13 protein-coding genes and 1 pseudogene are annotated in these 14,769 nt (G+C 60.1%); 2 read left to right on the top strand and 12 right to left on the bottom strand.

Annotated elements, in window-relative coordinates:
* Positions 1 to 337 precede the first annotated feature (337 nt).
* From X738_RS88770 to X738_RS86260, 10 genes are all read right to left on the bottom strand, one after another.
* Positions 338 to 580 carry a hypothetical protein gene (locus X738_RS88770; RefSeq protein WP_306454979.1) on the bottom strand — a complete coding sequence of 81 codons (243 nt, stop codon included), beginning with the start codon at positions 578 to 580 and terminating at the stop codon, positions 338 to 340.
* A complete protein-coding gene (locus X738_RS69435) occupies positions 550 to 1,062 on the bottom strand; it encodes an FAD-binding oxidoreductase (RefSeq protein ID WP_023801697.1) in 513 nt (170 codons plus the stop codon). The genes X738_RS88770 and X738_RS69435 overlap by 31 nt, the downstream gene beginning before the upstream one ends.
* Before the next feature lie 7 nt (positions 1,063 to 1,069).
* Positions 1,070 to 1,675 carry a sulfite oxidase-like oxidoreductase gene (locus tag X738_RS0142870; protein ID WP_031255890.1) on the bottom strand — a complete coding sequence of 202 codons (606 nt, stop codon included), beginning with the start codon at positions 1,673 to 1,675 and terminating at the stop codon, positions 1,070 to 1,072.
* Between the two features lie 116 nt (positions 1,676 to 1,791).
* The gene (locus tag X738_RS69430) at positions 1,792 to 3,996 is read right to left on the bottom strand and encodes a xanthine dehydrogenase family protein molybdopterin-binding subunit (RefSeq protein ID WP_031255888.1); all 2,205 of its coding nucleotides are present in this window, start codon (positions 3,994 to 3,996) and stop codon (positions 1,792 to 1,794) included.
* 13 nt (positions 3,997 to 4,009) lie between these two features.
* Positions 4,010 to 4,465, bottom strand: coding sequence for a (2Fe-2S)-binding protein (locus tag X738_RS69425; protein WP_023801694.1), 456 nt, complete (start codon positions 4,463 to 4,465; stop codon positions 4,010 to 4,012).
* A 257-nt stretch (positions 4,466 to 4,722) separates the two neighbouring features.
* Positions 4,723 to 5,190, bottom strand: coding sequence for a MaoC family dehydratase (locus X738_RS85080; RefSeq protein WP_023801693.1), 468 nt, complete (start codon positions 5,188 to 5,190; stop codon positions 4,723 to 4,725).
* Between the two features lie 6 nt (positions 5,191 to 5,196).
* The gene (locus tag X738_RS69415; RefSeq protein ID WP_023801692.1) at positions 5,197 to 6,318 is read right to left on the bottom strand and encodes an HlyD family secretion protein; all 1,122 of its coding nucleotides are present in this window, start codon (positions 6,316 to 6,318) and stop codon (positions 5,197 to 5,199) included.
* A complete protein-coding gene (locus X738_RS69410) occupies positions 6,315 to 7,874 on the bottom strand; it encodes an MFS transporter (RefSeq protein WP_023801691.1) in 1,560 nt (519 codons plus the stop codon). Before X738_RS69410 ends, X738_RS69415 begins: the two co-directional genes overlap by 4 nt.
* 12 nt (positions 7,875 to 7,886) lie before the next feature.
* Positions 7,887 to 8,525 (bottom strand): sensor histidine kinase, encoded by a 639-nt coding sequence (locus tag X738_RS0142860; RefSeq protein WP_023801690.1) that lies wholly within the window; start codon positions 8,523 to 8,525, stop codon positions 7,887 to 7,889.
* Positions 8,526 to 8,646: 121 nt separating this feature from the next.
* Positions 8,647 to 8,814 carry a hypothetical protein gene (locus X738_RS86260; protein ID WP_198032864.1) on the bottom strand — a complete coding sequence of 56 codons (168 nt, stop codon included), beginning with the start codon at positions 8,812 to 8,814 and terminating at the stop codon, positions 8,647 to 8,649.
* Positions 8,815 to 9,737: 923 nt separating this feature from the next.
* Here X738_RS86260 and X738_RS69395 point away from each other — a divergent pair.
* Both X738_RS69395 and X738_RS69390 read left to right on the top strand, forming a co-directional pair.
* Positions 9,738 to 10,400, top strand: coding sequence for an NADPH-dependent FMN reductase (locus X738_RS69395; RefSeq protein WP_023801688.1), 663 nt, complete (start codon positions 9,738 to 9,740; stop codon positions 10,398 to 10,400).
* 120 nt (positions 10,401 to 10,520) lie between these two features.
* Positions 10,521 to 12,215 carry an acetolactate synthase large subunit gene (locus tag X738_RS69390; protein ID WP_023801687.1) on the top strand — a complete coding sequence of 565 codons (1,695 nt, stop codon included), beginning with the start codon at positions 10,521 to 10,523 and terminating at the stop codon, positions 12,213 to 12,215.
* A gap of 29 nt (positions 12,216 to 12,244) precedes the next feature.
* Here the strand turns inward: X738_RS69390 and X738_RS69385 are convergent.
* Both X738_RS69385 and X738_RS69380 read right to left on the bottom strand, forming a co-directional pair.
* Positions 12,245 to 13,591 (bottom strand): annotated as a pseudogene (locus X738_RS69385) (class I tRNA ligase family protein); the annotation flags it as partial.
* Between the two features lie 116 nt (positions 13,592 to 13,707).
* On the bottom strand, positions 13,708 to 14,745 hold the full coding sequence (locus X738_RS69380; protein WP_023801685.1) for an alpha/beta fold hydrolase: 1,038 nt from the start codon (positions 14,743 to 14,745) through the stop codon (positions 13,708 to 13,710).
* Between the last annotated feature and the right edge of the window lie 24 nt (positions 14,746 to 14,769).

Raw genomic sequence — 14,769 nt, 5'->3', positions numbered from 1 at the left:
CGACGCGAGATCCTCCGCCTCACCAGAGGCCTGGCCGTCGGCGCCTCCTCCATGCTGACCTTGAAGGCCCTTGCACTGGCGGCAGCGCCGAGGCCAATCCCGAAGAAAGCCTGGTGAGTCTGTTGTACGTTGGAGTGCTCACTCCCACCGGCGCGGCCGGCTTGGCGAATACCCGGTATCGGTTGAGAAACCGGGCAGTGCCTGGAGCTTGAGTTTTCCGTCGGAATCCATCCGGACGGTCCGCCTGCCGCTCGGGCACGTCCAATTTCTAGAGGGCCGACTTCGGCGGACTCGCTATTTCTTGCACGAGATTCGAAGGAGTTTTGGGACCGCCCGGTCAACTCCCGTAGCGTTCAGTCTTGATCAAGGCCGAATCTATTCCGGCCGCGATCGTTCCTTCGGCCGCCGTCTCCACGAACGGATCTGAACCACAAATCAGCACATGGCGCAGCGGCATCTTCATGGCCGAGACAACGCCCGCGATGAAAGCGGCATCGATGCGTCCAGCCCGGAATGAGTGCGCGACGGCCTCCCGCGTCAGCGTCACCATCAGGCTAAAGCCATCGTCGAAGGCAGCCAATTCCGATAGTTCGTCGAAGAACAGCAAATCCTCACGCAATCGCGCTGAGAAACCAGAGCAACTGGAACCCTCGACCCGATCGCTGCCCGGTGGCGCAGCATCGACATGAAGGGCACCACGCCTGAGCCGCCGCCAATGAAAAGCACGGGGCCGCCATCCTCAGGGCTCCAGTTGAAGTGTCCACCGATCGGGCCGCCCAGCTCGATTTCATCGTCCACCTGCGCGGCGTCATGCATGAATGGTGAGACCTCGCCGTCGTCGAATCTTTCAATCGTGAGTTCGAGCTCTTCGGCCTTACCAGGCCCGGGCGCGGAAGCGATCGAGTAGCTGCGTTGGGCGCGATAACCGTCTAGTGCGGTCAGCCGTAGCACAAGATGCTGACCGGGCCGGAACGAAATGGGCTCCGGAAGGCGAAAGAAGAAGCTTTTCACGCGCGGCGACAGCTTCTCGATCCGCGTGATGATAGCGCTTTGCCAGTGCATCGGCGCGTCAATCGTTTGTGTAGCGCTGTTCGCGCCAAGGGTCGCCGTAGCGATGGTAGCCGCGCAATTCCCAGAAACCGAGTTCATCGCGCTCGGTGAACTGCAGCGCATTCACCCATTTCGCGGATTTCCAGAAATAGAGATGCGGCACAAGCAGCCGCGCCGGTCCGCCATGCTCGGCCGCAAGGGGTTGGCCGGCGTACTTGGTTGCCACCATCGCCTTGCCAACAAGGAGGTCGGCTGATGGCACGTTGGTGGAGTAGCCTTCATAAGAATGCGCGAGCGTGTAGGCGGTCGGCGCCTCAAGATTGGCCGCGGCCAGAAGATCGTCGATCAGTACACCTTCCCAAAAGGTGTTGAACTTCGACCAGGTCGTCACGCAATGGATGTCCCGCGTCATTTTGGTCTGCGGCAGAGCATGAAACTCAGCCCAGTTCCATTTCGTCACAATGCGTGGTCCGACTTTGAGGGTGAATGTCCAATCCTCGGTTCTGATCCGGGGCGTCGGCCCTGCTGACAAGACTGGAAAGTCTGTGACGACATGTTGACCAGGCGGAAGACGGGTAGCCTGATCGGTATTGCCCGGCCTACCGATAAAACCGCGTGTGACCATGGCGATACTCCTTTCCGGTCTCTACTTGGCACCTAAAGTTAAACTTTGACGACGTGCTTAAGTCACGATGAACGAAAGAATCGCAATTGCTGATGTCGATCATGCCGTGTTTCCGTTCATGCCGGCTGCTTCAAAGCGGTGGTGTCGACGGGTAGCGTTCGCAGGCGCCTACCCGTGGCCGCGAAGATCGCATTGGCGACGGCGGGGACAATGCATGAAGTTCCTGCCTCGCCCATGCCGCCAGGCGCTTCGGAGCTCTGAACGATGTGCACCTCGACAGCCGGCGCCTCGTTCATGCGCAGGATCTGGTAGCTGTCGAAATTGGTCTGCTCGACACGACCGTTCCTGAGCGTGATCTCGCCGTAAAGCGCCGCGGTGATGCCGAACATGATCGCGCCCTGAATCTGGGCCTCGACGGTGTCGGGATTAACGACGGTGCCGCAGTCGACCGCGCAGACGACGCGCCGAACGCGCACTGCGCCATCCTTCGCCACTTCGACCTCGGCAATCAGTGCCATGTAAGTTGCAAATGCGTTCTGTACCGAGACCCCCCGGCCGACCCGTGGCGGCTGCTTCTCTCCCCAGCCCGCCTTGTCGGCGGCAAGCTCGAGTACGGCCCTTGCTCGGGGCGTCTTGTCGAGCAGCGCGAGCCTGTATGCGACCGGGTCCTGTTTCGCCGCCACCGCCAGCTCGTCCATGAAGCTTTCGGTCACGAAGACATTGCGCGACGGTCCGACGCTGCGCCAGAACGCGGTCGGAATGCCAGGCGGCTCCACCTGCACGTATTCGACGCGCAGATTCGGGAGATTGTAGACGAGATCGATGGCACCTTCGGTCGTGTCTGGATCGAGACCATTGTTGAACGCTGGCGGCAGGTATCTCGCGATGACCGACGAGCCGGCATAGTGGTTGTTCCAGGCGACCGGCATTCCATTGCCGTCGAGGCCGGCCGACATCCGGTGGGCGAACATGGGCCGATACATGTCGTGCTGGATGTCTTCTTCGCGCGTCCACACGACCTTGACGGGACCGTCGACGTGTTTGGCGATCTCGACAGCGCGAGCGACCCAGTCTGCCTCGAGCCTGCGGCCGAAACCGCCGCCGATCAGGTGATTGTGCACGACAACCTTGTCCAGCGGGAGGCCCGCAGTCTGCGCCGCGGTTGCCTGAGCCCGCGCGAGCGCCTGGGTGCCGACCCAGATTTCGCAGCCGTCCTTGCGCACGTGGACGGTACAGTTCATCGGTTCCATCGTCGCGTGCGCGAGGAACGGAAGCTGGTAGATTGCGTCGACTTTGGTGACGGCCTCCGCCATCCCCCGGTCGACGTCGCCAATGTTTTCCGCAACGGCTCCCGACTTGAGCGACGCCTGTTCGAGCTCGGCGGCAATCGCTTCGGTGGTGAGCCCGGCGTGCGGCCCGTCGTCCCATTCGATCACCAGCGCCTCAAGGCCCTTTTTGGCGGCGCCCATGTGGTCAGCAACCACGGCGACGGCATCATCGAGCCTCACGATCTGACGCACGCCATTGACGACGCTTGCGGCGGCATCATCGATGCTCTTCACGCGGCCGCCGAACACCGGCGACTGCGCAAGAGTCGCGACCTTCACTCCGGGCGGGCGAACATCAATGCCGAAGACCGCTGTTCCGTTTACTTTCGCGGGCGTGTCGAGACGCTTCACCGGGGTGCCGATCAGCCTGAAATCTTCAGGTCGCTTGAGCTCGATGCTTGGGGGAACCGGCATGCGGGCCGCATCGGCGGCGAGTTCTCCATAGCCAAGACGTCTCCCGGTCGCCGCGTGAACCACTTCGCCGCTTTCGGCGCGGCAGGTCGCCGGATCGACTTTCCAGCGGTCCGCAGCCGCGGCCACGAGCATGGTCCTAGCGGCCGCACCGGCCTGGCGCAGCGGCTCCCATGCCCCGCGGATCGCGTTCGAGTTTCCCGTCGCCTGAATTCCCAGCAATGGGTTCATGTAGAGCTTTTCATCGGGCGGAGCGTGCTGCAGCTGCACTTGTTTGAGGTCCACCTCCAGCTCTTCAGCGATCAGCATCGGGATCGCCGTGTAGGTGCCTTGACCCATTTCGACGTAAGGCATGATCAGGGAGATCTTGCCATCACTGCCGATGCGTACGAAGGCGTTCGGCGCGAAAACATCGCCGGCGGCCGCTTCGGCTTCGCCGGTAGCGAACGGCAGGCTGAAACCCAGCATGAGACCTCCGCCCGCAGCAGCGCTGGCCCGGAGAAAGCTGCGTCGGGAGAGAGTATTTACCGATGGCAGTTCATCCCGGACGGAGGCTTGAGACGTCTGTTGGTCGATTATCATGGCTACCTCCCTCTCAGCTCGCCGCGGCCTGCTTGATGGCCTCGCGAATGCGGACGTAGGTCCCGCAACGGCAAATGTTGCCGGACATCGCATCGTCGATATCGGCATCGGTTGGATTGGGGTTGGAAGCGAGGAGTTCCGCAGCAGACATGATCTGGCCGGACTGGCAGTAGCCGCACTGAACGACCTCTCGATCGAGCCAGGCCTTCTGGATCTTTGCGCCCTCCGCCGTCGCGCCGATCGCCTCGATGGTGGTGATCCGGGCCTCGCCAATACTGTCGATCGGCGTGATGCAGGAACGGGTGGCGACGCCGTCGACATGCACCGTACACGCGCCGCAGAGCGCCAGGCCGCAGCCGAATTTGGTGCCGGTCATGCCAAGCACGTCGCGCAGTACCCACAACAGAGGAGTGTCGTCGTCGACATCTACGCTATGCGTCTGACCATTGACTTTAATGATAAAGGCCATGATGTCTCTCCTCATCTACGATTGGCGATGTGCCGCGGCGTTACGCAGACGCACATGCGCGCTCTCCGCTATCGAGCAAATACGACGTCGCGAGCCATGACCATCGCGTGGTGGAGATCCTTGAATCCTCGGCCATGAACTGAACCGCGTTCCTGGGCGCGATGGCGATCTGGATTCGGACTGACATGTCGCCTTCTGTGTCCACCCGATCTGTTCGAATGCGCCACAAGGATCGACTGCCAGCGCAGGAAAAACTATTATACAATGGTGTTGGCAATACCTTTGGATTGTTTGCGCAGCGAGCGAACCCTCGTTGCCAGATAGCAATTCGCGATCTCTTCTGGCCGGCGCAACACGACCAAACTGGCGATCATGATCTGCACGGGTTCATTGATCTGGTTCAGCGTGGTCGTGCGCACTTTGATTAGACCCTGGCGAGGGCGCGACTGCGACGGTCGCGCATCGAGAACCTCGCTCTCAAGACGCAGTTCGTCCCCGGGTCGCACCGGACGCGGCCAGCGGAATTCGTCGAACCCAGCACCCACGATCCCGCCCGCCGGCTTGATTTCGCTGTCTACCAGGAGACGCATTGTCATGGCCGCGGTATGCCAGCCGCTCGCCGCCAATCCGCCGAAGATCGTTTCATGCGCCGCCGCTTCATCCAGATGGAAAGGCTGCGGATCGAATTTGGCAGCGAAGGCCTTGATATCCTCTTTCTCGACCACAATTCGTCATCGTGGATTGCCAGGTCGCACGGAGCTGCCTGAGCTTTCGGGATCATCGATTTGCGCCGCCGAGGTTCGATTCTGTACTCCGGGATGGTTGCCTAGTGACAGAGCCACCACCGCTGACATACCGGGCCGCAGATGATCAAGGTCCGGCTGCCCCGCGTCAAAAGTGATCTTGACTGGAATGCGCTGAACAATTCGGGTGAAATTGCCGGTCGCGTTGTCCGGTGGTAGGAGCGCAAATTGTGCTCCGCTGGCTGGTGAGAAGCTCTCGACCCGCCCCCTGAACTCTCTCCCGGGGATCGCGTCGATTGAGATTGCAATACTGTCGCCGATCCGCAGCGCCGGGATCTGCGTCTCCTTGAAATTGGCTACAACCCAGAAGTTTCGAGGCACGACCGCGACCAGCAGAGTGCCCGCGCGGACATACTGCCCAACTCTGGCCTCGCGTTCGCCGACCCAGCCGTCCGCGGGCGACTGCACGACGGTACTTTCGAGTTCGATTTCTGCCAGCGTAAGAGCCGCCGCAGCTGCGGCGATATCGGCCTCAAGCTGCGGGCGCTGGGTCTCTAGCACATGCATCTGCTGCCGAGCGGCGGCCAGATTTGCCTGCGCTTCAGCGATCTTGGCACGCGCCCGGAGATGGTCCGCTTCCGTCTGATCGCTTATAGACTGCGAAGCCCAGCCGCCCTTGTTCAGTTGTTGAGTGCGCCGAAAGTTGCGCGCGGCGCGGGTGGCATCGGCTTCGGCGCCCTGTAATGCCGCCAGTGTCTGTTCAATAGTAGCGTGCTGCAAATCGATCCGGCTGGTCAGATTGGCCAGTAGCGCGCGCTGCATGGCAACTCCGGCGGCAGCTTGGTCAACCCGGGCACGGTAGTCGCCGTCATCAATCCGGAACAGGATGTCCCCGGCTTTCACCGCCTGATTGTCACGTATGGCCACTTCCGTGATGTAACCGCTGATCCTGGGACTAATAGACGTAACATCGCCACGCACGTAAGCATTGTCGGTCGTGGTCGAAAGCAGACTTGTGAACCATCGCCCTGGAGCCATCGAAGTGGAGGCGGCGACGAATACCATCCCGGCTACGAGAAGACTGCTCAGGCCAGCGCTCAATAGCTTCATGGTATTTCTCCCATGGCGACGCTAAGCGGCCGCAAAGGTGGCGACCTGCCGATGGCGACAATCCCGATCGCTCCGATCAGCAACACGCCAACGATCAGAAGGAAGCCGTCATTGAAAGCCAGGACCCAGGCCTCGCGCCGTGCAATGGATGCCAAGAGCGCGACCGCTCGGGCCGTCGTGCCGTTGTCGTCGACCAGCCGGCTTGCCAACCCTCCCGCGAGGGTCTCCAGACGATCAGCATCGAGCGCGTTGTAGAGTGACACCTTCTCGGTAATGACGCTCGAGTGAAACTTTTCTCGCTCGGTTACGAAATGGGATACCAGGCCGATCCCGAGGGTCGTGCCACCGAGCGTCGCTATGTTGAAAACAACGGAGGCAGTCGGAAGGTCCGCGGGCTTCAGAGAGCTCGTGCCAATGACCAAGACTGGTCCCAGGAACAGCAATTGACCTATCGCAAAGACGACAAGGGTGGGGCGGAACTGCTCGGCGGCATAGAGGCCGGTGCCACCAACAGCCAAGGCCGTACCGACAGCGCAGAACGCCAGGCCGAGCGCCATGACCACCCGCATGTCAAAACAATGCATGAGCCACCAGACCAGCGGAATTGCGAGAAGCTGCGGGATCGCAGCCCATAAGAACAGTTCAGCGAGTTCCAGCGGCTGATAGCCTTGCACGACTGCGAGGAACTGCGGCACGAGATAAGCGGTCACGACCAGGCCGACGCGAAACACCAGATTGAGGGCGATCGGGATGCCGAAATTGCGCGTCGCAAGAAGCCGGGGTTGTATGATCGGCATTGGTGAAAACCGCACCAGGAACAGGAATCCAGCCCACGCGGCGATGCAAGCCGCCCCGCACCAAACAATGATTTCGCTCTCGAACCAGAATCGCCGCGTGCCTTGACTGAGGATAAGCATCAGCGTCGCGAGGGCGAGCGAGAGCAGGACCACGGCGATCCAATCAGTCTTAAGGGCGGACCAATCCGGATCAGGCTGACGCGGCACCCAGGCCCAGGCCGCGAGCGCCAACGTCGCGCCGAAACCAGCCTGGATCAGGAACAGCATCTGCCAGCCAAGGCTGTCTTCGACAAGGACTGGTCCTATCGAGCCGGGGAACAGAAGCACGAAGGCGAGCAGGGTCACGCCGAACGGAAGTCGCGGCCCGCCCGTGACCATGAAGACGGCGACGAAGGCGGCCGGACCGAACCCGCCGGCCACGAAACCCTGGATTGTCCGCGTCGCGATCATCACTCCGATATTGGGGGCTGTGGCGCAGGCCAACGCCGTGATCGTGAAGGTGCTTGCGCTCACCGTGAGATATCGGCCGATGCTGAGGAACCTGATGAGTGGGCCGGAGGTGACGATCCCGGCGAAACTGGCCATGATGTAGACCGTCAAGATCCAGGATGCCTCGTCTGGCGTGGAAAATAGGCCTCCCTGGATGTCGGCAATATTGGCCGAGGGCAGCTGGGCCGACAGGCTGATGAGCAGCGATCCTGCAAGGCCGGTGAGAAGAAACAGAACCTTGCTTGGTGTCAGTACGTTCGGCGTCGTCACAGCGGGAACTCCTCAATCTAAGGCATTTGGGCCCGAGGTGACCGGTCGGAGACAGCTCGTCGTGGCGGCCGTCAGAACGGTCCGGAGATCAGACGCGCGGTCCCCCACTGAAGCGGTTTCTAACCTGTGAATAGGCAACCACAACGTCACGATCGTGCCGACGCCTGGTTCGCTTTCGATGTGGAGGCGTCCTCCTGCCTCCTGGGCGAAACACATGACCATAGGCAAGCCTAGGCCGCCCAACCCGGTCGTCTTCGTAGTGAAAAAAGGATCGATGGCATGGAGCAGCGTATTGCTCGTCATGCCGAGGCCGTTGTCGGTTACACGCACCTCAATCCCCGTCGCGACGCGCCCCTGATATCGGGGAGCAGCGACAATCGAGATCACGCCGCCGTCCGGCATTGCGTCGCGCGCATTGAATAGCAAGTGCATGATAGCGCTTTGCAGGCTTGCACGACACCATGTCACGACCGGCATGTCCGTGCTGGCCTGCAGATCGAAACGGATCTTGGGCTCCCAGATGTTTTTGACCAGAAGCTCAATCTCAGTCAGGCAAGCCATGACATTGAATGCTTCGACCGGGGTGTCTCCTTCGGGAGCAAGGACCATGGCCGGCTGGACGAGGATCGGGACGTCGTGTGCAGATTTCATCGTAATATCGCTGACCTAATTAGCGTTCGGACGCTCTCCGGCTGCGCAGCGGTTGACAACGCGAGGTGGAAGTTGGGCTCTTGCAGGTACAAACGGTGCTCGTCGCCGAGGCACCGCGTCGTCATCGGCCGCGCGGTCTCGGCATTGCGCGCCTCGCGTCGACCGGGACCATGCGGCGCTCGTAGGCTGGTCCGGGGCCGCGCATGTAGTGGCACTCCGGCCGGTAGCGAGGTGCGACGAATTCGCGAAACGCTGATAGAAGCTGCGTGATGAGAGACAAGAGTGTCATGACGCGATTTTCCTTTCCACTGAGCACGTCTGCATGGTCGGATGCCATGCACAGAGTCATGCAAGTGAGGAGGCAAATCTATTGCACGATGGTGTCGCCAATACTTTGGCATCAGTGTGCACGACCAGCGTGCCGCATCAGCTACGTGAAGCTGTGGGAGCGCAATCCCGTTCGTCTTCGCGACTTAGATGATGCAGGTTGCGTAAGTCGAAGTGACCCAATGACGGCGAGTTTCGAGCACGCGGGTGTCGGCGCAGTCGATTGTGAACTTGTTGTCAACCCCGTTACAGTCCCCGGGCCCATCCATGGCTCGATCATCTTCCGCATCACGGCAGCGCTCTACGACGCCGAGATTTCCCTCAAAGACGGACTGGTTGAGCAGACCCGCTTCAATACTTCCAACTCTCCCGCATCGATAAGGAGGCCGATCATTAGGTGCACATCTCCAAAGTACCGAACCGCCGGGCGGGATGGCCAAGGCCGGTAACTCGGCGATCGTGGCCGCCATCACGTTAGAGATCGAGAGGGTTGACGCCCAGGACCAGACACCTCGGAAAAGCGCGGGGACTTCCTGCGCGACCTGGCACGCGTTCGGCTGCTAGCCTGCGGAGCGGATCAGCAAATCCAAGGATTCGCACACAACCGGTACGCACCTTTAAGGCCGAACGTGGAGAGCGCGCATATGCATCGGCCGTGTCGAGTTGCATATAGCGGTCATGCGATCCTCCCGCATGCGAGCACCCATGCTCCAGACCCTGCTAACACATTGCGGCTCGTATCTATGTTGATGAGCGGGATCGACTGCTCACCGCACCAAACCAATCCAAAAGTATCGCCGACACCATGGTGCAATAGATTTGTCTCCGCGGAAAGTCGCTCTGTCTAGCCACATCCGCAACTTGCTATTGAGAAGGAGATCAACCATGCCCCATAAGGTCGCTGTTCTGGTAGGAAGCCTCCGCGCCAACTCGCTCAATCGGAAGGTAGCCGAGCTGCTTGTCCGCACGGGACCCAATGACCTCAGCCTGGAGATTGTCGGCATCGGTGATCTGCCGCTCTACAATGAAGATCTCGACGAGAACGCGCCGCGGGAGTGGCAGGCGTTCCGGGAACGGATCAAAGCGTCAGATGCTATCTTGTTCGTGACGCCGGAGTACAACCGGTCCGTCCCGGGAGTGCTCAAGAACGCGATTGACGTGGGCTCCCGTCCAGAAGGCGCAAGCGTTTGGGACGGAAAACCGGGAGGTGTAATCACGGTTTCACCGGGCGCAATAGGCGGGTTTGGCGCTAATCACCATCTCCGCCTGACGTTCGTTTTCCTCAATGTGCCGGTCATGCAGCAACCTGAAGCCTATTTGGGCCGCGCAGACGAAATTTTTGATGCGAGTGGCGCGCTGGCAAACGAGAGGACCCGCAAATTTCTCACCAATTTCATCGAGGCCTACGCCCAGTGGGTAACTACGTGCCTAGCCATCTCCCGGCGGACCGTTGCGCCGAGGCTCGCGGCCGAGGTCGAATACAAGGGCTTCGATGGACCGCAGACGGTGATGCGTATCGAGGCAATGACTCCCGCACCAAGGCCGTGACGCGATCCTGCCGAACCAGCCCGGCCGCCATTGATATAGTGCGAGTGCCATATATTGTTCCTGTCGTATCCGGATCGATCCGTTCACTTAGGTAACGCTTCAAGCACGAGGACGCTGGAATTGAAAAAGGGATCTGACCTCCTCGTCGCTGCCCTCGAGAACGAAGGCGTGGATCGGGTCTTCGGTGTGCCCGGCGAAGAGAACCTCGATGTCCTGGAGTCGCTGCGCACGTCGCATATCGAATTGATCCTCACCCGACACGAACAGGCCGCCGGTTTCATGGCAGCCACACATGGACGCCTGACAGGGCGGCCAGGCGTGTGCATTTCGACGCTCGGGCCCGGCGCGCTCAACTTTTCGACTGCCGCCGCCTACGCCCATCTTGGCGCCATGCCCATGATTATGATCACTGGGCAGAAGCCAATACTTACAGCCAAGCAGGCCCGTTTTCAGATCGTCGACGTGATCGGGTCGATGCGGCCGCTGACCAAGATGACGCGGCAAATTGTCAGCCCGCGCAGCATTCCGACCGTGGTTCGCGATGCTTTCAGGGTTGCGGCGGAAGAGCGTCCAGGGCCCGTTCATCTGGAGCTCCCCGAGGATGTCGCTGGCGAGCAGATCCCGTTCGTTCCACCCGTTCCGGTGCATCCGCTTGAACATCCCGTCGCCCATCCGGACGCGATTTATCGTGCGGCGGATATGATAGTGGCGGCCAAGCGTCCACTGATCGTGATCGGCGCGGCTGGAAATCGCCCCCGCCTGGTTGCGCCGCTCTCGGAGTTCGTGCGGCGGATGCGCATCCCGTTCTTTAACACGCAGATGGGCAAGGGAGCAGTCGACGGCGGCTCGAACCTCTATGTCGGAACGGCAGCACTTTCCGAGCGCGATTACGTCCATGACGCGATCGAAATTTCGGACCTGATCATCGCCATCGGACACGACACGGTTGAAAAGCCGCCATTCCTCATGCGCGACGAGGGCGGTCCGAAAGTCATCCATATCGGGTTTACGTCCGCGACAGTCGAACGGGTGTTCCACCCCGACGCCGAAGTGGTTGGCGATATCGGCGCGACGGTGACTGCCTTAGCCGATCGGCTCGATGGCAAGCTCAGTGCCGACACTTCGATCATAGCGCTTCGGCCGACCATTCTCGCCTCGATCAATGATCGTAGTCAGGAGGATCGTTTCCCGATCACGCCGCAGCGCATCGTGCATGATGTCAGAACGGTTATGCCTGAGAACGGCATAGTCTGCCTGGACAACGGCATGTACAAGATTTGGTTCGCCCGCAACTACCGCACCCATCACGCAAACACGTTGCTTCTCGACAACGCGCTGGCGACCATGGGGGCAGGACTGCCGTCCGCGATCATGGCGTCGCTTCTGTATCCGGAACGCCGCGTGATGGCCGTGTGCGGGGACGGCGGCTTCATGATGAACTCTCAGGAACTAGAAACGGCTGTTCGCCTGAAGCTGAATCTAGTGGTGATGATCCTGAACGATTCTGCTTACGGCATGATCCGCTGGAAGCAAGCGGTTGATGGATTTCCCGACTTTGGACTCACATTCGGAAATCCCGACTTCGTCCGTTACGCTCAGTCCTATGGTGCTAGCGGTTCCCGCGTCGGCGCTGCCGAGGATCTCGTTCCAACGCTGGAGATGGCTTTCAAGGAAGGCGGCGTCCATCTGGTAGACGTCCCGATCGACTATTCGGAGAATGCTCGTGTCCTCGTCGAAGAATTGCGTAGCCATTTTGCGAGCAAGGAATCGCAACGAAGCGAACTTGATGCCGCCCCTCGCGCTGGTAGGGTATAGACTGCGGCCCTTCCGGTTTGTCGCGACAATCATTCCACGACGACGAAGTTGACGAGGCGGCCAGGCACGGCGACTTCCTTCGCTATGTGTTTCCCCTGAAGCAGTTCGGTCACGCGCGCGTCAGCCTTGATTGTTTCAAGGAGACTGGTAGCGGACAGGCCGGCATCTGCGAGCACTCTATGACGGAGCTTTCCATTGACCTGAACGGCATACTCACGAAGTTCGTCCTCCGCCAATACTGGATCGAATGACGGCCACTGTGCATACGCAAGTGACGCTTCGTGTCCCAGGAGCCTCCAGAGTTCTTCCGCCACATGCGGTGCGAAGGGCGCGAGCAGCAGCACGAACGTTTCGACCACAACACGAGGCTTATGCTCGAGCGAAATCAATGCGTTCGACATCTCCATAAGCCTGGCGATCGCTGTGTTAAATCGGAGAGCCTCGATATCTTCCGTAACGCATCGGACGGTCTTGTGATGGAGGCGCAGGATCTCCGGAGTTGGGTCGGTGTCGCCCACTTGAGCGTTCAATGCGTCCTCATCGTCCACGACGATACGCCACGCCCTGTTGAGAAAACGACTTACGCCAACCACACCTGACATTTGCCAAGGCTTGGCGACATCGAGCGGTCCCATGAACATCTCGTAGAGCCGCATGGGGTCGGCACCATAGGCATCGATCACCTCATCGGGATTCACGACATTGAATCTCGACTTCGACATTTTCTCGATCTGCTGCGTCACCGAGGTTTGATCAGCAAGCCATTGACCATCACGTTCAATGACTTCGTCGGGACGGTAATATTTTCCGGCGCGATCTCGGTAGGATACGGCGAGAATCATGCCTTGGTTGAAGAGTTTCTGAAACGGCTCTTTGGTTGAGACGACGCCAATGTCGAACAGCACCTTATGCCAAAAGCGGGCGTACAGCAGGTGCAGTACAGCGTGTTCGGCTCCGCCAATGTAGAGATCGACGGGTAGCCAATATTTCTCTTTTTCAGGGTCGATCAGCGCGTGATCATTTTTGGGATCAGCAAACCGAAGGTAGTACCAACATGATCCCGCCCATTGTGGCATCGTGTTGGTCTCTCTCATAGCCGGCAGCTTGCTGTGCGGATCGGTTGTATGCACCCAGTCTTCGGCTCTTGCCAAAGGTGGGTCGCCTTTCTCCGTTGGCTTGTACTCATCAAGCTCAGGTGGCAGCAGCGGAAGGGAGTCTTCGGGGAGCGGGACAATTGCGCCATCTGCCCGGTGGAGGATCGGAAAGGGCTCGCCCCAGTACCGCTGCCTCGAAAACAACCAATCGCGTAGCCGGTATTGCACACGGCCTTGGCCCAGACCGCGTTCTTCCAGCCACGTGATAGCCGCCTTTTTTGCCAGTAACCCGATCGAACGATCGGCGAGAAAGGTCACCGCGAAAATTCCTGTTTGGCGACAGTCTTGCAAGCCTTGTCATGGGTCCCCCTTGTTCGCGGCTCTTGGCCTTGCCTCGTTCAAAAACCCTCGACGTCGATCACTGCCTGAGCAAAGGCCTGCGGTGCTTCCTGCGGCAAATTGTGACCGATATTCCCCTCGATCAGCCGATGCTGATACTTGCCTGAGAACTTCTTTGCATAGGCACTGGGCTCCGGATGAGGCGCGCCGTTGGCGTCGCCCTCGAGTGTGATCGTGGGCACGGTGATTATGGGACTTTGTGCGAGCCGCCGCTCAAGCTCTTTAAACTCTAGCTCGCCTTCAGCCAGCCCGAGCCGCCAGCGGTAATTGTGGATCACGATCGCCACATGATCCGGATTGTCGAACGCAGCAGCGCTGCGGTCGAAGGTCGAGTTGTCGAAGGTCCATTTCGGCGAAGCGATCTGCCAGATGAGTTTCGCGAAATCGCGCGTGTATTTCTCGTAACCGGCCTGGCCGCGATCGGTTGCGAAATAATACTGGTACCACCATTGCAGCTCCGCCTTCGGCGGCAGCGGCATCCTGTTGGCCTCCTGGCTGCCGATCAGATAACCGCTCACGGAAACCAGAGCCTTACATCGCTCCGGCCACAGCGCCGCGACAATGCAGGCAGTCCGCGCGCCCCAGTCACAACCGCCGATGGTTGCCTTCCCGATCTTCAGAGCATCCATCAAGGCGATGATGTCGAGCGCGATCGCCGATTGCTGGCCGTTGCGGACCGTCTCACTTGAAAGAAAGCGCGTCGTGCCATGACCGCGCAGATATGGCACGATCGCGCGGTATCCCTTCGACGCAAGCAAGGGCGCGACATCGACATAGGTGTGGATGTCGTATGGCCATCCGTGCAGGAGAATGACTGCAGGACCATCGGTGGGACCGGCCTCGGCATAGCCGACGCTCAGCACGCCGGCGTCGATCTGATTCAATGGCCCGAAAGGTGTTGCTGGCTCTTCGGTTGCCTGCTGTGCTGCTGCCGGAGCGACCAGACCGAGCTGAGTGGCTGCGACAGCCATCGCGGCGGTGCCTAAGAATCGGCGGCGATCTTGGTCGATCCCATCCGGGATATTGAGCGAATGCATTTGGGAAACCTCTATCGTTGTGCA

Source organism: Mesorhizobium sp. L48C026A00 (assembly GCF_000502375.1).
GTDB classification, from domain to species: domain Bacteria; phylum Pseudomonadota; class Alphaproteobacteria; order Rhizobiales; family Rhizobiaceae; genus Mesorhizobium; species Mesorhizobium muleiense.
This window is presented reverse-complemented; position numbering and strand designations above follow the sequence as displayed.